Here is a 19,048-nt window from a genome sequence, read left to right on the forward strand (position 1 = left end):
AATACTGCTCAGATCCAGCGTGCGAACCACATGCGGTGCAGCCACTCCTCGTGCGTGACGAGCATGTCGGTCCAGATCGGGAAGAAGAACGCGAAGCACACCAGGGCGACCGCGACGTACGCGCCGAGCGCCACCGGACCCCACCAGCTCCGCCGGCTGCGCCGCGACGCCCGCAGGAGGCGTCCGGCCACGAGGGCGATCGCCGCGCAGGTGAACGGGATGAACGCCGTCGCGTAGAACAGGAAGATCGGACGGTCGTCGTAGGCGAACCACGGCAGCCAGGCGGAAGCGACCACGAGCACGAGAAGCCCGAAGCGCCAGTCACGCTCACGGATCCACAGCCAGAGCGACGCTCCGAGCGCGAGCAGCCCGCCCCACCAGATCACGGGGTTGCCGAGGATGAGGATCTGCCGCAGACATGTGGAGCCGCCGGTCGCGTCGCACCCCGCGGTCGAGGCGGGCAGGTCGGTCTGGGCGTCGACCCCGACCGGCCGGTTGAGGACGAGCCATCCCCACGGGTCGGACTGGTAGGGGTGCGACTTGCCGGCGAGGTAGTCGCCGGTGTGGAACGAGTAGACCATCTGGTGGTAGTGCCACAGGGACCGCAGCGCCTGCCACGCCTCACCGAGAAGGCCCTTGTCGCCGCCGTCGAGATAGCTGCCCCATGGTGGCGCGTCCCCGTACCCGTGGCCGAACCGCGCCTCGAAGACCTCGTGGTTGATGAGGAAGCCCATCCACGTCAGCACGTAGACGACGAGCGCGACCAGGACCAGCGACACGAACGCCGGCAGCCCGTCGACGATCATCGAGCGCCACCACGCCCCTCGCACGCCGAGGGCGTTGCGGTCGAGCGCGTCGAGCACCCAGACCGCGACGCCCACGACGGCGAGGACGTACAGCGCGCTCCACTTCGTGCCGATCGCCAGCCCGAAGCACACGCCGGCCGCGAGGCGCCACGGCCGCAGGAGGAGCATGCGTACGGGGCCGAACCCGGCGATGTCCTCGGTGTGTGCGCTGGCCGAATGAGAGACGCGTCGGGCGAGGCGTGCGCGGCCCCAGTCGCGGTCGGCCACTACGCACGCGAGCGCGCACACCAGCCAGAACGCGAGGAAGACGTCGAGCAGGGCGAGCCGCGACATCACGAAGTGGACTCCGTCGACGGCCAGCAGAAGCCCGGCCAGGCAGCCCAGCGTGGTCGAGCCCGTCATGCGGCGCACCATGCGGGCGAGCACGAGAACCGTCAGCGCGCCGACCACCGCGGCGGAGATGCGCCAGCCGAACGAGGTCATCCCGAAGAGGTGCTCGCCGATCGCGATCATCCACTTGCCCACCTCGGGGTGGACGACCTGTGTCGGCTCCCCGGTCCACAGCCCGGTCGTCTGGCCGGCCTCGACTTGGGCGTTCGCGTCCTCGAGCCAGTCCTGGGCGTAGCCGAAGTTGAGCAGCGACCACGCGTCCTTGGCGTAGTAGGTCTCGTCGAACAGCAGACGCGACGGGTACTCCAGGCGCCACACGCGGGCGGCGAAGGCGAGCAGGGCGATCGCGAGGGGCGCGAGCCATCCGACCAGTCGCGGCGCGCCCGCGATGCGGGGGCGGAAGCGCTCGGCCAGCAGCGGCAGACGGGCACCCTCGCGCGTACGGCCCAACGGCTCGACGGCCGGCGGGTGGTCGACGGACACGGACACGCCGTAACCCTAGCGAGCGGGATCGAGCCGTCGTGCGTCATCGGGGAGCCGTGTTGCGGGCCCGTACGCTGGGCCGGTGCTGATCCTCGCCGCCACGCCCATCGGGAACCCCGCGGACGCCTCGTCCCGGCTCCGCGACCTCCTCGCGACCGCCGACGTCGTCGCGGCGGAGGACACCCGGCGCCTCCGGCGGCTCGCGACCGACCTCGACGTACGGATCAGCGGACGCGTCGTCTCGTACTTCGAGGGCAACGAGGCTCGCCGTACGCCGGAGCTGGTCGCCGACCTCGAGGCCGGCCGTACGGTGCTGCTGGTCACCGACGCGGGCATGCCGAGCGTCTCCGACCCCGGCTACCGCCTCGTGGCCGCGGCGGTCGAGGCCGGGCTGGACGTCACGACGGCTCCGGGCCCGTCGGCCGCCCTGGCCGCGCTCGCCGTCTCGGGGTTGCCGGTGGACCGGTTCACCTTCGAAGGCTTCCTCCCGCGCAAGACGGGCGAACGCGACCGCGCGCTCGCCGCGCTGGCCGACGAGCCGCGCACCATGGTCTTCTTCGAGTCGCCGCACCGCACCCACGAGACGCTCGAGGCGATGGCGGCTGCGCTCGGCCGGGACAGACGTGGTGCGGTCTGCCGCGAGCTGACCAAGACGTACGAAGAGGTGCGGCGCGGCACCCTCGAGGAGCTCCTCGTGTGGGCTCGCCCCGGCGAGGAGGAGCGCGTCCGGGGTGAGATCACGATCGTCGTCGAGGGGGCCTCACCCCGCTCCTACGACGAGGAGACCCTGCGCGCGATGGTGGCCGACCGCGAGCGGTCAGGGCTGTCGCGCAAGGACGCGATCGCGGAGGTCGCCCGCGAGACGGGGGTCAGGCGGCGCGCGGTCTTCGAGCTCGTCCACCACTGAGGGCGGTGCTCCGTGGGCCGGTAGTATCGTGTTTCGCCCACCGCGAACAAAATCGACTTCACGTGCGAAGCCCTCGCCGCCGAGGTGCGAAGGTATCCCAACGAAAGCAGCCATGCAGGATATTCAGCCCCTTGCCCCCGGGACGCGACTCGTCCACATCGGCCCCTACAAGACGGGGACCACAGCCGTTCAGCACGCCTTCCACACGCGGCGCGATCAGGTCGCCGACGAGGGAGTCCACTACGCAGGGCGAGGGATCCAGCCGTACCGCGAGGTCATTGCCCTCACGGGGGCCAAGGGCCGTCGTGGCCACACCCCGGCCGACATCAGCGTGTGGGAGGAGCTCGTCGCCGAGATCCACCGCGCCGGAGACCAGCGTGTGGTGCTGAGCTGCGAGTCGCTCGCTAACGCGCACGCACCGGCGATCGAGCGCCTCTACGCCGACCTCGGGCCCGAGCGGGTGCACGTCGTCCGGATGCTCCGTCGCTACGACAAGATGCTGCCGTCGAAGTGGCAGCAGTCGGTGATGGGCGGGCTCAAGAGCGGCTTCGACCCCTGGCTGAAGAACGTGATCGACGACCCCGAGCACGACTTCTGGTTCCAGCACGGCAACGCCGACCTGACCGACCGTTGGGCGGACGTGGTCGGGCCCGAGAACATGACGCTGGTCGTGGTGGACGAGACCGACCGCGACTTCCTGTCCCGGACCTTCGAGCAGCTCCTCGACCTGACCCCTGGGCTGCTCAAGCCTGCTGCCGGCGGCGAGAACCGCTCGCTCTCACGCGGCGAGGTCGAGATGCTGCGCCGGTTCAACCAGATCGTGACGCCGCCGAAGTGGCGCGGTGAGGTGCACGAGCGCTACATCCGGTTCGGTGCCTCGCGTTCGATGAAGACGCTTCCGCGCAACCCCGACGATCCGAACGTCGCCACTCCGGAGTGGGCGTTCGCCCCGCTGGCCGAGCGCGCGGAGCGTGAGATCGCCGCCATCCGCGAGGCCGGCTTCAGGGTCATCGGCGACCTCGACGTGCTGCATGTGCCCAGACGTCCCGACCAGGCCGCCAACCCGACGGAGCTCGAGCCGGGGACGGTGCTCGCCGAGGTGGTCGCGCTCGCCGCGAGCGGAGTGGTCAAGGCCGGCCTGGCGAAACCGCCGATCCCTCTGTTCAGCGATCCTGAGGACCACGTCGGCGCGCTCCCGGAGAACGTCCGTCACGGTGCGGCGCTCACCCGCCGCGACATCGTGCACACGCTCGGACGGCGCGCGGCACGCAAGCTGAAGGCGGTGCGACGTGGCTGAGTCGTGGATCGTCCGCCTTCCTGGCACCGAGGACGCCACGCTCCCCGCAGCGGTCGGTGCCGCCAGCACCGACGTGACGCTCGGCGACGAGCTGGCGAGCCTCGACACGCTGATCGAGAGCGCGGCGGGGGAGCGACGCCCACAGGCCGTGACCCTCGTCGTCGGCAGCTGGGCAGACCTCGTGCCTCATCGCTGGGCCTCGCACGCGCTGGCGGGTGACGAGACCCCGTACACGGCGTGGCTGGATCAGATGTTCGCCGACGACGCACAAACCGTCTGGAACCGGCCGGACCTCCTCCTCGAGCGTCTCGTCGGCGCCGTCGGGTCTGCCGAGAAGGTGCACGTCGTGGTCGTCGAGGCGGGGCGTCCGCCGTCCGCGGACGCCGCCGCGCTCCTGCAGGCCACTCGGAGCGAGTACGCGAAGCGGGGCTGGGGGCAGGACGTGTTCGACCAGTACTTCGCCGCGACCGTGTGGCCCCGACGCCAGCCCAAGGGCGCTGCGCTCGGTGTCCCCGAGCACGTGGTCGTCGCCGCGCATCGCCTCGTCGACGCGCTCGGAGGAGCGGACGCGAGCGTCACCGGCAATCTCGCGGACGTCGACAAGCGCGGTCCTTCAGGGGACGGCGTGGTTCCGCGGGCGGTCTCCGCGGCCGCCGGCGCCGACGTCCTCGTCGCGACGATCGAGGCGACGGTCGACCCGGCTGAGGTCGCTGCGGGCCATGCAGTCTGGCGTCGAGCCGAGGAGCTGAGCTGGCGTGAGCTCGTCGCTCTCCTGCGCAAGTCGCGCACGGGCAGTGTGGCAGGTGAGCGACCGGCGTGAGCGAGGGAGGAACCGAGGTGGGCGCGGCAGGATCTGACCGATCCGAGATCCTCCTGCCCGACGACGCCCTCCTCCTTCACGTGGGCCCGCACAAGACCGGCACCACAGCCGTGCAAAGCGCGTTCTTCGTCGCGCGCGACGCGCTGGCCCCGTACGCCGTGAGCTATCCCGGACGCTCCCGCACGCCGATCCAGGCAGTCACCGCGCTCACCGGTCACGGACCGATGACCGGCGAGCCGCCGCTCGACTTCCGGGACTGGACGCGGTTCGTCGCCTCGGTGCCAGCGCACGGACGCGTCGTCGTCTCCAGCGAGTTCTTCGCCGACGCCAGGGGCGAAGCCGTCGCGCGCACGCTGAGCGACCTCGACGCCGAGCGCCTGCACGTCGTCGTGACCCTCCGCAGGCTGGACCGGATCGTGCCGTCGCAGTGGCAGCAGTACGTCCAGAACGGCGCGGTTGCACCGTTCCGACGGTGGTTGCGCAGGACTCTCGCCACCCCCGACCCGGACGCTTCAGGTTTCTGGCTGCGCCATCGCCACGATCTCCTCGTCCAGCGCTGGAGCGACGCGCTGGGGCCGGATCGCGTTCGCGTCGTCGTGGTGGACGACTCCGACCGTACGGCGCTGCTGCGGACCTTCGAGGCGATGGTCGGCGCTCCTGACGGCATCCTCGAGCCGGAGTCTGATCGCGAGAACCGCTCCCTCACGCTGCCCGAGGTCGAGATCGTACGGGCGCTGAACGCCGAGTTCCGCGGGCGCGGATGGGAGCCGGCCGACTACCGCCGCTTCGTACGGATGGGGGTCACCCGTGCGCTCAAGGGAGTGGCGCCCGACCCTGCGGCCCCTCGCGTCGTCCTGCCTCGGTGGGCGGTGGAGAAGCTCCACGAGACGAGCACGGAGATGGTCGCGGCGCTGCGGGCGAGCGGTGTCGGCGTCGTTGGTGACCTGGACACGCTGATCGTCCCGCCGCCCACCGCGGACACGCCGGAGAAGATCCGCAAGACCGTCGACGTCCCGGCGGACCTCGCGGCGCGTGCCCTCGCCGGTGCGATCGACGCCGCGCAGCAGGGGGACAGCCTTGGCCTCGAGCGCGCTGCGCGCAGCTTTGCGCGGACGACGCCCGGCATGATCGTCACGCGGCTCGTCCGCCCACGCGGGCGCGGCGCCGCGCGCTGAGCGCGCTCCGTAGGATGGGGTCCATGTCCAAAACGGTCCTCACCGCGGTCGCCTGGCCCTACGCCAACGGCCCGCGCCACATCGGTCACGTGTCCGGGTTCGGAGTTCCCTCTGACATCTTCTCCCGGTACCACCGCATGATGGGCGATCGCGTGCTGATGGTCTCGGGCACCGACGAGCACGGCACACCGATCCTCGTGCAGGCCGACGCCGAGGGGTCGACCGCGCGCGAGCTCGCCGACCGCTACAACCGGGTCATCGTCGAGGACCTGGCCGGCCTCGGCGTCTCGTACGACCTCTTCACCCGCACGACGACGCGCAACCACTACGCGATCGCGCAGGAGGTCTTCGCCGGTCTGCACCGCAACGGCTATGTCGTCCCGCGGGTCACCACCGGGGCGATCTCGCCGTCGACCGGACGCACGCTGCCCGACCGCTACATCGAGGGCACCTGCCCGATCTGCGGGTACGACGGCGCGCGCGGCGACCAGTGCGACAACTGCGGCAACCAGCTCGATCCGGCCGACCTGATCAACCCGCGCAGCAAGGTCAACGGCGAGACTCCCGAGTTCGTCGAGACCGAGCACTTCTTCCTCGACCTCCCCGCGCTCGCGTCGGCGCTGGCCGAGTGGCTCAAGTCGCGTGAGGACTGGCGCCCCAACGTCCTGCGATTCAGCCTCAACCTCATCGACGACCTGCGTCCCCGTGCGGTCACTCGTGACATCGACTGGGGCGTCCCGGTTCCCCTCGAGGGCTGGGCCGACCGCGCCGACAAGAAGCTGTACGTGTGGTTCGACGCCGTGATCGGCTACCTGTCGGCCTCGGTCGAGTGGGCGGTGCGTTCCGGTGATCCCGGCGCGTGGCGCGAGTGGTGGCTCGACCCCGAGACCGAGTCGGCCTACTTCATGGGCAAGGACAACATCACCTTCCACTCCCAGATCTGGCCGGCGCTCCTGCTCGGCTACCGCGGTCTGGGCGACAAGGGTGGTGAGCCGGGCCCGCTCGGCGAGCTCGAGCTGCCGACCGAGGTCGTCTCCTCGGAGTACCTCACGATGAGCGGGTCGAAGTTCTCGACGAGCCGCGGCACCGTCATCTACGTGCGTGACTTCCTGCGCGAGTACGGCCCAGACGCGCTGCGCTACTTCATCGCGGTCGCCGGCCCTGAGAACCAGGACTCCGACTTCACGTGGGAGGAGTTCGTGCGGCGCACCAACTTCGAGCTCGCGAACGAGTGGGGCAACCTCGTCAACCGCTCGGTGTCGATGGCCCACAAGAACTTCGGCGAGATCCCGACGCCGGGTCCGCTGACCGAGGCCGACCGGGCGCTGCTCGACGTCGCGGCCGCCGGGTTCGACACGGTCGGCGCCCACCTCGCGCGCAGCCGCTTCAAGCAGGCGATCAGCGAGGCGATGCGCGTCGTCACGGCCGCCAACCGCTATATCTCCGACATGGAGCCGTGGAAGCTCAAGGACGACCGGGAGCGTCAGGCCACTGTCCTCCACACGGTGCTCCAGGTCGTCGCCGACGCCAACACGATGCTCACGCCCTTCCTGCCGCACGCCGCGCAGCGCGTCTTCGAGACGCTCGGCGGTGCCGGCGTGTGGGCGGCGCAGCCGGAGGTGCACGAGGTGATCGACGACCTCCCCGCCGACCCGATCGGCGTCGGCATCCCCGAGCTCGGCCATCCTTACCTGGTGATCACCGGTGACTACACCGTCGAGCAGGCCGTGTGGCGTCGTACGGAGATCGTCGCCGGCACGCCTCTCGTGAAGCCGTCGCCGTTGTTCACCAAGCTCGACCCGTCCCTCGGCGAGACCGGCCCGGAGTGGGCACCGATCGTCACCGCCCCGGCCGAGCCCGAGGGCGCCGCGTGAGTGCGACCGGAGACCGGCCACCGCTTCCGGAGCCGTTGCCGCGTCCGGTGGTGGACAACCACTGCCACCTCGACATGGACGACTCGGCCGAGCAGCTGTCGGTGCTCGACGCCCTCGACCGCGCCCGCGCGGTCAACGTCCCACGGATCGTCCAGATCGGCTGCGACCTGCCCGGCGCGAAGTGGGCGGTTCAGGTCGCCGAGGCCCACGACGCGATCATCGCCGGTGTCGCGCTGCACCCCAACGAGGCTCCGCGCCTGGCCGCCGACGGGCAGCTCGACGACGCCCTCGCCGAGATCGAGTCGCTCGTCGTGTCCAGCCCGCGGGTGAGGGCGGTCGGCGAGACCGGCCTCGACTATTTCCGTACGGGCGAGGAGGGGCGTGCCGCACAGCACGAGTCGTTCCGTGCCCACATCGCGATGGCCAAGAAGCACGACAAGACGCTCGTGATCCACGACCGCGACTCCCACGCGGACGTCCTGGCCGTGCTCGACGAGGTCGGCGCGCCCGAGCGTACGGTCATGCACTGCTTCTCGGGGCACGCCGACTTCGCAAAGGCCTGCGTCGAGCGCGGCTTCTGGCTGTCGTACTCGGGCACGCTGACGTTCAAGAACGCCCAGCCCGTACGCGACGCGCTCGCCGTTACCCCGCTGGACCAGGTGCTCGTCGAGACCGACGCGCCGTTCCTCACGCCGACGCCGTACCGCGGCCGTCCGAACGCCTCCTACCTCGTGCCGACGACCGTACGGGCGATGGCGCAGGTCCTCGAGGTCGATCTGGCCGAGCTCTGCGACGCGATCGACGCCAACACCGACGCGGCCTTCGGGGGCACCTGGGGCTGACCCTCGCGGCGGGGCCTGAAGGGCCCACGCGTGACCGGTGAACCACAACGCGGTAAGTTTCCCGGTGGAGCGTGAGCGAGATCACGGGGGTTGGGTTTCAGGTCACGATCTGGTTACTCTGCCGAGAGTTTGTGTCCCGACCCCCGAGGGAGCCTCGTGCGTACCCGTCTCGCAGTCACCACCGTGAGCGCTGTCATCGTCGCCGCGATCGTCGCCGGCGTCCTGGCGTTCACCGTGTTCAACAAGACCGTCACCTTGAGCGTCGACGGCAAGGAGACCCAGGTCCGGACGTTCGGCGGCACCGTCGGCGACGTCCTCGACGCCGAGGGCATCGACCTCGGGGAGCGTGACGTGGTCGCGCCGTCGGTCGGATCCGGCATCAAGGACGGCACGAAGGTCGCTGTCCGCTATGCCCGTCAGCTCCTCCTCACCGTCGACGGTGAGGCCAAGACCTACTGGACGACCGCCCTGCGCGTCGACGAGGCGCTTGAGCAGCTGGGGATCCGTCCGCACGCCGCCGCCGAGCTCTCGACGAGCCGCAGTGCGAGCGTGCCCCGCGACGGCCTGACGATGTCGATCACCAGCCCGCACAAGATCCGCCTCGTCGCCGACGGCACCCGTCGTACGGTTTTCGCCGCGGGCGACACCGTCCGCGAGGCGCTTGACGGGCTCGGCATCACCCTCGGCGAGCACGACGAGGTCACCCCCAAGCCGTCCGCGACGCTCACCGCCGGCATGCGCGTCCGGGTCGTGCGCATCGCCAAGGTCGTCCGCACCAAGACCGAGGACGTCGCCTTCAAGACCAAGGTCCGCGAGGACGACGACATGGCGGCCGGCGAGACCAAGGTGGTCCGCAAGGGCAAGAAGGGCTCGGCCCGCATCACGTACGAGATCGTCCGCGCCGACGGCAAGGTCCGTTCCCGCAAGGCGATCAAGACCGTGGTCCTCGTCCCGGCGCGCGCGCAGGTCGAGCGCCACGGCACCAAGCCCGACACCCCGTCGCTCGACGCCGGCGACGGCTCGGTCTGGGACCGCCTCGCGAAGTGCGAGTCGGGCGGCAACTGGAGCATCAACACCGGCAACGGCTACTACGGCGGCCTGCAGTTCAACCTCGGGACGTGGCGTGCGTACGGGGGCCAGGGCTACCCGCACGAGAACACCCGCGAGCAGCAGATCGCCGTCGCCACCAAGCTGCGTGACGCCAACGGCGGCGGCTACGGCTCGTGGCCGCACTGCGCTTCGCAGCTGGGCCTCCCACGCTGAGCGGCTCAGTGAGGCTCCTCGGACCCGGTGACGTCCGTGCGCTGGCCGAGGAGCTCGATGTGGTCCCGACCAAGAAGCGTGGCCAGAACTTCGTCATCGACGCCAACACCGTGCGGCGCATCGTCCGCGCGGCCGGGGTCGACGCCGACGACGTCGTGCTCGAGGTCGGGCCAGGCCTGGGGTCGCTGACGCTGGCGCTGCTGGAGCAGGTACGCCACGTGGTGGCCGTCGAGGTCGACGGCCGGCTCGCCGCGGCGCTCCCGGCGACGATCGCCTCGTACGCGCCTGAGCGCACCGGCGACATCGACGTCGTGCACGCGGACGCGATGCAGGTGCGGGAGCTTCCCGGTCCCGTACCGACAGCCGTCGTCGCCAACCTGCCTTACAACGTCTCGGTGCCGGTGCTGCTGCACCTCTTCGAGCACGTCCCGACGATCGAGCGCGGCCTCGTCATGGTCCAGGCCGAGGTCGCCGACCGGCTGACCGCAGGCCCGGGGTCGAAGACGTACGGGGTGCCGAGCCTCAAGGCCGGCTGGTACGCCGACGTGCGCCCCGCGGGACGCGTCGGCCGTACGGTCTTCTGGCCCGCGCCCAACGTCGACTCCGGCCTCGTCGCATGGACGCGGCGCGAGCCGCCGACCGGTGCCGACCGCGCGCGGACGTTCGCGGTCATCGACGCCGCGTTCGCGCAGCGCCGCAAGACCCTGCGGGCCGCCCTGTCGGGCGTGGCGGGAGGCGCCGAGCAGGCGGAGGCGGCGCTGGTCGCGGCCGGCGTCTCGCCGCAGGCACGCGGCGAGACGCTCGATCTTGATGCGTTCGTCGCGATCGCCGGTGCGCTCGGCGACGACGTGACGCCCTCCCGGTAGTTTGTTGCGGTGCGTACGACGACCGTCCGGGTGCCGGCCAAGATCAACCTCTCGCTCGGGGTAGGACCCCGCAGGGAGGACGGCTACCACCCGCTCGCGACCGTCTACCAGGCGGTCGACCTGTGCGACGAGGTCCGGGCGACCGAGGTCGACGGCGACTCCGTGAGCGTCGAGGTCCACTTCGACGGCGACGGGTGGCGCGAGCAGGCGCCCGTGCCGACCGACGAGAACAACCTCGCCGTCAAGGCGGCGCTCGCGCTCCGGGACGCCTTCGGCGTGAAGTCGGGCGCCGCGCTGTCGATCCGCAAGGTGATCCCGGTGATGGGCGGGATGGCCGGAGGGTCGGCCGACGGCGCCGCGGCGCTGGTGGCCTGCGACGCGCTGTGGGGGACGGGTGCGTCGCGGGCGGAGCTGGAGGAGATCGCGGCGGGCCTCGGCTCGGACGTGCCGTTCCTCCTCCACGGCGGCACCGCGCTCGGCGGCGGGCGCGGCGAGGAGGTCAGCCCCGTCCTCGCGCGCGGCCGGTTCCACTGGGTTTTCGCGATCGCCGACCATGGTCTGTCGACGGCCGAGGTGTATGCGGGCTACGACGCGCGGCACGTGGACGCTCCGCCGCCGATGCCCGAGGTCCCCCCGACGCTCCTGACGGCGCTCGCGGCGGGCGACGCCGTCGGGGTCGGGGCGTCCTTGTCCAACGATCTGCAACCGGTCGCGCTCGCGCTCCGGCCGGAGCTGCGCGACGTCTTGGCGGTCGGCGAGCAGGGCGGCGCCCTCGGGACGCTGGTGTCCGGCTCAGGCCCGACGGTGATGCTCCTCGCGGAGGACGCCGACCACTCCGCCCAGCTCGCGCGGATGCTGCTGGCCGAGGGCGTGTGCGTCGACGCCGTCCAGGCCACAGGACCCGAGCCCGGCGCACATCTGATCTGAGCGGTTCACCGCCCGGACCGGCGCGCCGCGAGAACGCGTACGGCCGCCTCGTAGGCTTGCAGGGTGACCCCGCCCCAGAACCTCGTGAATCTCGACGGGGTGGACAAGACCCACGGGACCCGTACGCTCCTCGACGGCGTGAGCCTCGGGGTCGGCGCCTCGGACCGCATCGGCGTCGTCGGCCGCAACGGCGGCGGCAAGACCACCCTCCTGCGGGTGCTCTCGCGCATCGAGCCCGTCGACGCCGGACGCGTCACCCACGTACGGGGCCTCGAGGTCGGCTTCCTCAACCAGACCGACGAGCTCCACGAGGCACACACGCTCCGCGAGGCCGTCCTCGGTGGCAAGGCCGACCACGAGTGGGCGTCGGACCCCGACACGCGTGAGGTCGTCACGGTCCTGCTCGCCGGCGTGCCGCTCGACCGGCTCATCGAGGGGATGTCGGGTGGAGAGCGTCGCCGCGCCTCGCTCGCGCGCCTGCTCCTCGGCCAGCACGACCTGCTCGTCCTCGACGAGCCCACCAACCACCTCGACATCGACGCCATCGCGTGGCTCGCGCGCCACCTGCGCAACCGCGAGTGCGCGATCGTCGTCGTCACCCACGACCGCTGGTTCCTCGACGAGGTTGCGACCCGGACGTGGGAGGTGCACGACGGTGTCGTCGACCAGTACGACGGCGGTTACGCGGCGTACGTGCTCGCGCGTGCGGAGCGTGACCGTCAGGCCGCGGCGACCGAGAGCAGGCGCCTCAACCTCGTCCGCAAGGAGCTCGCCTGGCTGCGCCGCGGTCCTCCGGCGCGCACGTCGAAGCCGAAGTTCCGCATCGACGCCGCCAACGCGCTCATCGCCGACGAGCCGCCGCCGCGTGATCGCATGGAGCTCGAGCGCTTCGCGACGCAGCGGCTCGGCAAGGACGTGCTCGACCTGGAGGATGTGAGCCTGACCCGGGGGACCGCGACGATCCTCGACCACACGACCTGGCGCCTCGGTCCCGGCGACCGGGTTGGGCTCGTCGGCCCGAACGGCACCGGCAAGACGTCGATCATGCGCCTCCTCACCGGGACGCTCGATCCCGACCGGGGCCGGGTCAAGCGGGGCAAGACGATCTCGGTCGCCTACCTCTCGCAGGCGCTCGACGAGCTCGACCCGACCGTGCGGGTGCTCGACTCCGTCAGCGGGTCCGAGCTGCGGGCGACCTCGCTGCTCGAGGGCTTCGGGTTCACCGGCGACCTGCTCACGTCCCGGATCGGCGACCTGTCGGGCGGTGAGCGGCGGCGCCTCCAGGTGATGCGCCTGCTGCTCTCGGAGCCGAACGTGCTGCTCCTCGACGAGCCGACCAACGACCTCGACATCGATACACTGACGGTGATCGAGGACTATCTCGACCGATGGCCGGGGACACTGGTGGTCGTCTCGCACGACCGCTACTTCCTCGAACGGGTCACGGACACGGTGTACGAGCTGCCCGGGGACGGGTCTGTACGGATGCTCGTCGGCGGCATCGACGCATACCGGCCGCAGGACCTCGCGTCCCGTACCCGCGCAGGCACTGCGGCCGCAGCGGCATCGCCGCCGCCCGTCGCGACCAAGGGCTCGACTCTCTCGGGGGCCGAGGAGCGCGCCGCGCAGAAGGAGCTCGCGCGCATCGACCGGCGGCTGGCGCGGCTGTCCGAGCAGAGCGCGGTCATCGAGGCCGAGATGGCGGCGAACGCGACAGACGTCGGCAAGCTGTCCGAGCAGCAGGAGCGGCTGACGCGGATAGTGGAAGAGCGCGACGAGCTGGAGGCGTCATGGCTCGATATCGCGGACGTGTTAGGTTGATCATCACCCAGAAAGATAGATTTTCTACCTAAGTGGAGTGAGAGTGCCTCAGCAGGGACCCAACGACCGTTCGACCCGTCGACTCCGGTGGGTCCTCCCGATCGTCCTGGTGCTCGTCTGGCTCGTCGTCGGCGGGGCTGCGGGCCCGTTCGCCGGCAAGCTGGCGGAGGTCTCGGAGAACGACAACGCCGCCTTCCTGCCCGAGAGCGCGGAGTCGACGGAGGTCGCCAAGCTCCAAGAGGGCTTCGCCCCGGACACGGTCCCAGTTGTCATCATCTGGGAGTCCGACGCGCCGGCCACTGCCGAGGCTCGGGCGGCGGTCGCGGAGCAGCTCGAGGCCGTCGCTCGTGTCGAGGGCATCGAGCAGCCCGTCAGTCCGCCGGTTCCCTCGGAGGACGGCCGTGCGCTCGCGGGGTACCTGAAGATCTCGCCGTCGTACGAGGGTGAGGTCGAGACCGTCGTCGAGGACATCCGTGACGCGGTCGAGCCCGTCGACGGCATGACCCCGTACGTGACGGGGGCCGGTGGCTTCGCCGCCGACCTCGGCTCCGCGTTCGCCGGCATCGACGGTCTGCTCCTCGGGGTCGCGCTCGCCGTCGTCCTGGTGATCCTCCTCATCGTCTACCGAAGTCCGCTGCTGCCGTTCGCGGTCCTGCTGACGTCCGTCCTCGGCCTTGGTGTCGCGGCCTTCGTCGTGTACCAGCTGGCCGACGCGGGCATCCTGGCCCTCAACGGGCAGAGCCAGGGCATCATGTTCATCCTCGTCGTCGGTGCCGCCACCGACTATGCCCTCCTGCTCGTCGCCCGCTATCGCGAGGAGCTGCGTGCCCACGAGGACCGCGTCCAGGCGATGTGGATCGCCTGGCGTCGTGCGCTGCGGCCGATCCTCGCCTCGGGCGGCACCGTCATCCTCGGCCTGCTGTGCCTCCTGCTGTCCGACCTCACGTCCAACCGCAGCCTCGGGCCGGTCGCCGCGCTCGGCATCGCCGCCGCGATGCTCTCCGCGCTGACCTTCCTTCCGGCCGTGCTGCTGCTCTTCGGCCGGACGGCGTTCTGGCCGTTCCGTCCGCACGTCGGCACCGCCAAGCCCGAGGAGGCCGGGCTCTGGGGACGGGTCGCCCGTCTCGTGAGCCGCCGTCCCCGACGCGTGTGGGTGGTCGTGACGCTGATCCTCGCGCTGGGTGCCGCCTTCGCGCCGACCTTCAAGGCGTCGGGCGTCTCGCAGAGCGACTTCTTCCTCGGTGAGGTCGAGGCGGTCGCGGGGCAGGAGGCGCTGTCGCGTCACTTCCCGGGCGGCTCGGGGTCGCCGGCCGTCGTGGTCGCCCCGGAGTCCGACCTCGACGAGGTCGTCCGTACGGTCGAGGACACCGACGGTGTCGCGTCGGCCGAGCCGATGGCCGACGCCGCCGCTGCTCCCGCGGCTGCGGCGACCCCCAAGGTCGTCGACGGACGGGTGATGATCGAGGTCACCCTCGACGACGCTGCCGACTCGGCGGCGGCGGAGGACACCGTCCGCGACCTGCGCACAGCCCTGCACGATCTTGGCGACGACGTGCTCGTCGGTGGGGCGACCGCGCAGCAGATCGACGGCGACGACGTCGCGGAGCGCGACCGTACGATCATCATCCCGGTCGTGCTGATCGTCATCTTGCTCGTGCTGATCGTGCTCCTGCGATCGATCCTGGCGCCGGTGCTGCTGGTGGCGACCACGGTGCTCAGCTTCTTCGCCACGCTGGGTGTCGCGGGGCTGGTCTTCGACCACGTCTTCGGGTGGCCTGGGGCAGACCCCTCGGTGCCCTTGTATGCGTTCGTGTTCCTCGTTGCGCTGGGCATCGACTACAACATCTTCCTCATGACCCGGGTTCGCGAGGAGTCCGTGGAGCGTGGGACGCGTCAGGGCATCCTGCACGGCCTGGTCGTCACGGGCGGGGTCATCACGTCCGCAGGTGTGGTGCTCGCGGCGACGTTCTCCGCGCTGGCGGTGCTGCCGATCTTGTTCCTGGCGCAGATCGCGTTCCTCGTCGCGTTCGGCGTGCTGCTCGACACGCTCATCGTCCGCTCGCTGCTCGTCCCTGCGCTGTCGTACGACATCGGCGCACGGATCTGGTGGCCCAGCCGGCTGCAGCAGCGCCGCTGACCCGGCTGCCGCGCACGTACGCCGTGAGGGGCGCCGCCGGGCGACGCCCTCAGCTGGGGGCGTCGAACGGCAGCAGCAGGCCGCGGAGGAGCGACGCGAGTCGCTGGGCGTCGCCACCGCCAAGCGAGGCCAGCAGCTCGCGCTCACGTGCGAGCAGTGCCTCGAGCGCGGCGTCGACGGTCGAACGTCCCTCGTCGGTGAGGCGCACCTGGACGCCGCGTCGGTCGGCGGGGTCCGGCAGCCGTTCGACGAACCCGCGCGCGGTCAGGCGGTCGATGCGGTTGGTCATCGTGCCGCTGGTCACGAGCGTCTCGCGCAGCAGCTGACCGGGCGAGAGCTGGTACGGGGCTCCGGCGCGGCGCAGGGCCGACAGGACGTCGAACTCCCATCCGTCGAGGTCCTGGTCGGCGAAGGCCTCGCGTCGCGCCAGGTCGAGGTGGCGCGACAGACGGGAGACGCGGCTCAGCACCTCCATCGGATCGACGTCGAGGTCCGGGCGCTCGCGCCGCCAGGCAGCGACCAGTCGATCGACCTCGTCTCGCATGCCGCCAGCGTACCGTCGAGATTCTCGACATCGAGATGTTTCGTCGCGCGGGTCACAGGCTGCACGATGTCAATAAAGGTTGACGAGCGCGATGGTGTCAACTAATGTTGACGCATGGATCTGAAGGAAGCCACTGATGACGACCCGGCGGTCGGCCTCCGAGCCGTACGGGCGTTGCGCGACCTCGCCGAGCGGCTCGAGCGCCTCCAGGTCGAGCGGGCCCGCTCGCTCGGCTGGTCGTGGCAGCAGGTCGCCGATGCTCTCGGGGTCAGCCGGCAGGCGGCGCACAAGAAGCACGGTGGCCACGAGCGGCACGGGAAGGACTGACATGTTCGAGAAGTTCACGTCGACGGCGCGCTCCGCGGTCGTCGATGCCCAGGTGGAGGCGCACGACGTGGGGGACAGGCGCATCGAGCCGGTGCACGTGCTGGGCGCACTCGCGAAGCAGGAGCCGGCTGACGGCGCGCTGGCGCGGCACGGCGTCACGTACGAGGCGCTGCGGGCGGAGATCGCGCGCAGCGGCGCCGGTGCGCTGGACGCCGAGGCCCTCGCGGCGCTGGGGGTCGACGTCGACGCGGTCCGCGAGCGGGCAGAGACGACGTTCGGAGCGGGTGCCCTCGAGCGGGCGGGGCGCGGTCATGGGCATCTGCGTTTCACGCGCCAGAGCAAGGCCGTGTTGGAGCAGGCACTCCGTGTCACCGCCGCGGGTCCCGGGCGGGAGATCGGTGCCTCGCAGCTGCTTGCGGGCGTGCTCGCGGTGGACGACGTCCGAACGGCCACCGTGATCGCCGCGGTCTGTGACGATCCCGCCGCGCTGCGGGCCGATGTCGTACGCCTCGTGTCCGGCGGCGCCTGAGCGTCCACAGCCTCCGTACGGCGGCGCCTAGGCGTCCACCCGGCGCGGTGCGGCGGTGCGTGGGCGTTCATCCGCTGCGTGTCGGTGGACGTTGAGCCACCGATGGGGCGTCGCCGTCGCGGCGGCGCCTACTCCTCGCCGTCGCGGGAGAGCAGCTCGGGCTTGGCGTCGAGGTGGGAGAGCCCGTTCCAGGCGAGGTTGACGACATGCGCGGCGACGACGTCCTTGCTCGGCTTGCGGGCGTTGAGCCACCACTGGCCCGTCGTGGAGACCATGCCGACGAGCATCTGGGCATACATGGGAGCAAGCTTCGCCTCGTACCCGCGCTCCTTGAACTCGCCGACGAGGATGTCCTCCACGCGGCTCGCGATGTCGCTGATGATGCTCACGTACGAGCCGGTGGGCGTGCCGACGGGCGCGTCGCGGACCAGGATCCGGAACCCGTCCGAGCTCGTGTCGATGTAGGTGAGCAGGGCGTACGCGGCCCGTTCGAGGAGCTCGCGGGGGCCGCCCTCGGTGAGCGCCGAGCGCATCCCGCCGAGGAGGGTCTGCACCTCGCGGTCGACGACGACAGCGTAGAGACCTTCCTTGCCGCCGAAGTGTTCGTAGACGACCGGCTTCGACACCGATGCCCGCGAGGCGATCTCCTCGACGGTCGTGCCGTCGACGCCCTTCTCGGCAAAGAGGGTGCGGGCGATCTCGATGAGCTGCTCACGACGCTCGGCAGCGGTCATCCGCTTGCTGCTGCGCTTGGGCTCCGGATCGGTGTTCTTGGCCATTCTCGGCATTCTTCCTCACGGCGCCGTGAGGGCGGCGGGCGCGTCGTCGCGCGCAGATTCCCGGTATCCCAGCGTCCGGCGGGGCGTCTCGACGGCGGGCGATCCCGCGTCCCAGCAACTAAGCAAGCGCTTAGTTTTCATGGATCTTTAGCAGAAGAAGGAAGTTCTGTGGTGCTATTGCCCCTTTTGTCATCGAGTCGTTAACGTCCCGTTCACTTCGCGGGCTCCCGGATCGGCTGGGGGTGTTCTCGGGCCGCAGATCGAACAGGAGAACGAGATGTACAGACAGCTTGTGGTCCGGCTCGCGGCCCTCGTCGCGACCGTGACCCTCCCTCTCGTCGGTGTCGCGGCACCGACCGCGGTCGGTGCGGAAAACCCGTACGAACGCGGCCCCGCCCCGACCACGTCGAGCGTGCTCGGCAACGGCTCGTACAGCGTCGGCTCGACCTCGGTGTCGAGCCTGCTCGTCACCGGATTCGACGGCGGGACGATCTATTACCCGTCGACGACCTCGGACGGAACCTTCGGCGGTGTCGTACTCGCCCCGGGCTTCACGGCGACGTCGAGCGCGTACGCGGGGCTCGCGCGCCGCGTCGCCTCGCACGGGTTCGTGGTGTTCGCGATCGACACGACGACGACTCTCGACCAGCCGGACAGCCGGGGCCGGCAGATCCTCGCCGCGCTCGACTACCTGACGCAGCGCAGCTCGGCGAGGTCGCGTGTCGACGCTTCACGCCTCGCCGTGTCGGGGCACTCGATGGGCGGTGGCGGCACCCTTGCAGCCGCCAACTCGCGCTCGAGCCTCAAGGCCGCGGTCGCGCTCCAGCCGTGGCACACCACGAAGAGCTGGCCCGGCGTCCGCGTGCCGACGATGATCATCGGCGCGCAGACCGACACGATCGCGCCGAACTCCTCGCACTCGATCCCGTTCTACAACAGCCTGACCGGGGCACCTGAGCGCGCGTACGGGGAGCTCCGCAGCGAGGGGCATCTGGCGGCCAACACCAACCCGGACTGGCAGGGACGCCTCATGGTGACCTGGCTCAAGCGCTACGTCGACGCCGACCTGCGCTACTCGCCGTTCCTCTGCCCGGCGCCGAGCTCGACCTCGTTGTCGGACTACCGCAGCTCCTGCCCGGACTGAGCGGGCGGGGACGGAGAAGTCCCTCCGGAGAACGGGCCGGGCGCGATGGTGGAAGCATCGCGCCCGGCCCTCTCATGATGGACGACGGACCCAAGACGGCTTGCGGTCCCTCACGAC

The 19,048-nt window shown here is 70.9% G+C and carries 17 protein-coding genes; 14 read left to right on the forward strand and 3 right to left on the reverse strand.

What is annotated here, in order from left to right; all coding sequences use genetic code 11:
- Positions 1-8: 8 nt before the first annotated feature.
- Positions 9-1,685 (reverse strand): dolichyl-phosphate-mannose--protein mannosyltransferase, encoded by a 1,677-nt coding sequence (locus ACFSDF_RS09065; protein ID WP_377157190.1) that lies wholly within the window; start codon positions 1,683-1,685, stop codon positions 9-11.
- 76 nt (positions 1,686-1,761) lie between these two features.
- Between ACFSDF_RS09065 and rsmI the strand changes: the two genes are divergently transcribed.
- The 11 genes from rsmI to ACFSDF_RS09120 all read left to right on the forward strand — a co-directional run bounded on the left by rsmI (position 1,762) and on the right by ACFSDF_RS09120 (position 15,608).
- Positions 1,762-2,586, forward strand: a complete 825-nt coding sequence (gene rsmI / locus ACFSDF_RS09070; RefSeq protein WP_167001660.1) for a 16S rRNA (cytidine(1402)-2'-O)-methyltransferase — start codon at positions 1,762-1,764, stop codon at positions 2,584-2,586.
- Between the two features lie 112 nt (positions 2,587-2,698).
- The gene (locus tag ACFSDF_RS09075) at positions 2,699-3,883 is read left to right on the forward strand and encodes a hypothetical protein (protein WP_167001663.1); all 1,185 of its coding nucleotides are present in this window, start codon (positions 2,699-2,701) and stop codon (positions 3,881-3,883) included.
- Positions 3,876-4,703 (forward strand): hypothetical protein, encoded by an 828-nt coding sequence (locus ACFSDF_RS09080; RefSeq protein ID WP_377157192.1) that lies wholly within the window; start codon positions 3,876-3,878, stop codon positions 4,701-4,703. The genes ACFSDF_RS09075 and ACFSDF_RS09080 overlap by 8 nt, the downstream gene beginning before the upstream one ends.
- Complete coding sequence (locus ACFSDF_RS09085) at positions 4,700-5,878, forward strand: hypothetical protein (protein WP_167001667.1); 1,179 nt, start codon at positions 4,700-4,702, stop codon at positions 5,876-5,878. The genes ACFSDF_RS09080 and ACFSDF_RS09085 overlap by 4 nt, the downstream gene beginning before the upstream one ends.
- A 23-nt stretch (positions 5,879-5,901) precedes the next feature.
- On the forward strand, positions 5,902-7,752 hold the full coding sequence (gene metG / locus ACFSDF_RS09090) for a methionine--tRNA ligase (protein WP_377157194.1): 1,851 nt from the start codon (positions 5,902-5,904) through the stop codon (positions 7,750-7,752).
- Positions 7,749-8,594: a TatD family hydrolase gene (locus ACFSDF_RS09095; RefSeq protein WP_208322269.1), complete on the forward strand. Its 846-nt coding sequence runs from the start codon at positions 7,749-7,751 to the stop codon at positions 8,592-8,594. The genes metG and ACFSDF_RS09095 overlap by 4 nt, the downstream gene beginning before the upstream one ends.
- A gap of 156 nt (positions 8,595-8,750) precedes the next feature.
- Positions 8,751-9,857, forward strand: coding sequence for a resuscitation-promoting factor (locus ACFSDF_RS09100; RefSeq protein ID WP_167248940.1), 1,107 nt, complete (start codon positions 8,751-8,753; stop codon positions 9,855-9,857).
- An 8-nt stretch (positions 9,858-9,865) separates the two neighbouring features.
- Positions 9,866-10,723, forward strand: coding sequence for a 16S rRNA (adenine(1518)-N(6)/adenine(1519)-N(6))-dimethyltransferase RsmA (gene rsmA / locus ACFSDF_RS09105; protein ID WP_208322819.1), 858 nt, complete (start codon positions 9,866-9,868; stop codon positions 10,721-10,723).
- 9 nt (positions 10,724-10,732) lie between these two features.
- Positions 10,733-11,650 (forward strand): 4-(cytidine 5'-diphospho)-2-C-methyl-D-erythritol kinase, encoded by a 918-nt coding sequence (locus ACFSDF_RS09110; protein ID WP_377157197.1) that lies wholly within the window; start codon positions 10,733-10,735, stop codon positions 11,648-11,650.
- 63 nt (positions 11,651-11,713) lie between these two features.
- On the forward strand, positions 11,714-13,471 hold the full coding sequence (locus ACFSDF_RS09115) for an ABC-F family ATP-binding cassette domain-containing protein (RefSeq protein ID WP_167001678.1): 1,758 nt from the start codon (positions 11,714-11,716) through the stop codon (positions 13,469-13,471).
- 43 nt (positions 13,472-13,514) lie between these two features.
- Positions 13,515-15,608, forward strand: a complete 2,094-nt coding sequence (locus ACFSDF_RS09120) for an MMPL family transporter (protein ID WP_167248934.1) — start codon at positions 13,515-13,517, stop codon at positions 15,606-15,608.
- A 49-nt stretch (positions 15,609-15,657) separates the two neighbouring features.
- Here ACFSDF_RS09120 and ACFSDF_RS09125 read toward each other — a convergent pair whose 3' ends face one another.
- Positions 15,658-16,152 carry a MarR family winged helix-turn-helix transcriptional regulator gene (locus tag ACFSDF_RS09125; RefSeq protein ID WP_167001682.1) on the reverse strand — a complete coding sequence of 165 codons (495 nt, stop codon included), beginning with the start codon at positions 16,150-16,152 and terminating at the stop codon, positions 15,658-15,660.
- 114 nt (positions 16,153-16,266) lie between these two features.
- Here ACFSDF_RS09125 and ACFSDF_RS09130 point away from each other — a divergent pair, with 114 nt between their 5' ends.
- Positions 16,267-16,479, forward strand: coding sequence for an RNA polymerase subunit sigma-70 (locus tag ACFSDF_RS09130; RefSeq protein WP_167001684.1), 213 nt, complete (start codon positions 16,267-16,269; stop codon positions 16,477-16,479).
- Between the two features lies 1 nt (position 16,480).
- On the forward strand, positions 16,481-17,008 hold the full coding sequence (locus ACFSDF_RS09135) for a Clp protease N-terminal domain-containing protein (protein ID WP_167001686.1): 528 nt from the start codon (positions 16,481-16,483) through the stop codon (positions 17,006-17,008).
- Between the two features lie 128 nt (positions 17,009-17,136).
- Here ACFSDF_RS09135 and ACFSDF_RS09140 read toward each other — a convergent pair whose 3' ends face one another.
- Positions 17,137-17,787, reverse strand: a complete 651-nt coding sequence (locus ACFSDF_RS09140) for a TetR/AcrR family transcriptional regulator (RefSeq protein WP_208322270.1) — start codon at positions 17,785-17,787, stop codon at positions 17,137-17,139.
- Between the two features lie 277 nt (positions 17,788-18,064).
- On the opposite strand from ACFSDF_RS09140, the gene ACFSDF_RS09145 reads away from it, so the two are divergent.
- Complete coding sequence (locus ACFSDF_RS09145) at positions 18,065-18,931, forward strand: alpha/beta hydrolase family protein (RefSeq protein WP_377157201.1); 867 nt, start codon at positions 18,065-18,067, stop codon at positions 18,929-18,931.
- The last annotated feature ends 117 nt before the right edge of the window (positions 18,932-19,048 follow it).

Origin of the sequence: Mumia zhuanghuii (genome assembly GCF_042681565.1) — a bacterium.
GTDB lineage: Bacteria > Actinomycetota > Actinomycetes > Propionibacteriales > Nocardioidaceae > Mumia.

Bases quoted from the DNA above. Each gene is read 5' to 3' on its own strand.
- ACFSDF_RS09075 (WP_167001663.1), top strand. From the start codon at position 2,699: ATGCAGGATATTCAGCCCCTTGCCCCCGGGACGCGACTCGTCCACATC.
- metG (WP_377157194.1), top strand. From the start codon at position 5,902: ATGTCCAAAACGGTCCTCACCGCGGTCGCCTGGCCCTACGCCAACGGC.
- ACFSDF_RS09125 (WP_167001682.1), bottom strand. From the start codon at position 16,152: ATGCGAGACGAGGTCGATCGACTGGTCGCTGCCTGGCGGCGCGAGCGC.
- ACFSDF_RS09130 (WP_167001684.1), top strand. From the start codon at position 16,267: ATGGATCTGAAGGAAGCCACTGATGACGACCCGGCGGTCGGCCTCCGA.
- ACFSDF_RS09135 (WP_167001686.1), top strand. From the start codon at position 16,481: ATGTTCGAGAAGTTCACGTCGACGGCGCGCTCCGCGGTCGTCGATGCC.
- ACFSDF_RS09140 (WP_208322270.1), bottom strand. From the start codon at position 17,787: ATGGCCAAGAACACCGATCCGGAGCCCAAGCGCAGCAGCAAGCGGATG.
- ACFSDF_RS09145 (WP_377157201.1), top strand. From the start codon at position 18,065: ATGTACAGACAGCTTGTGGTCCGGCTCGCGGCCCTCGTCGCGACCGTG.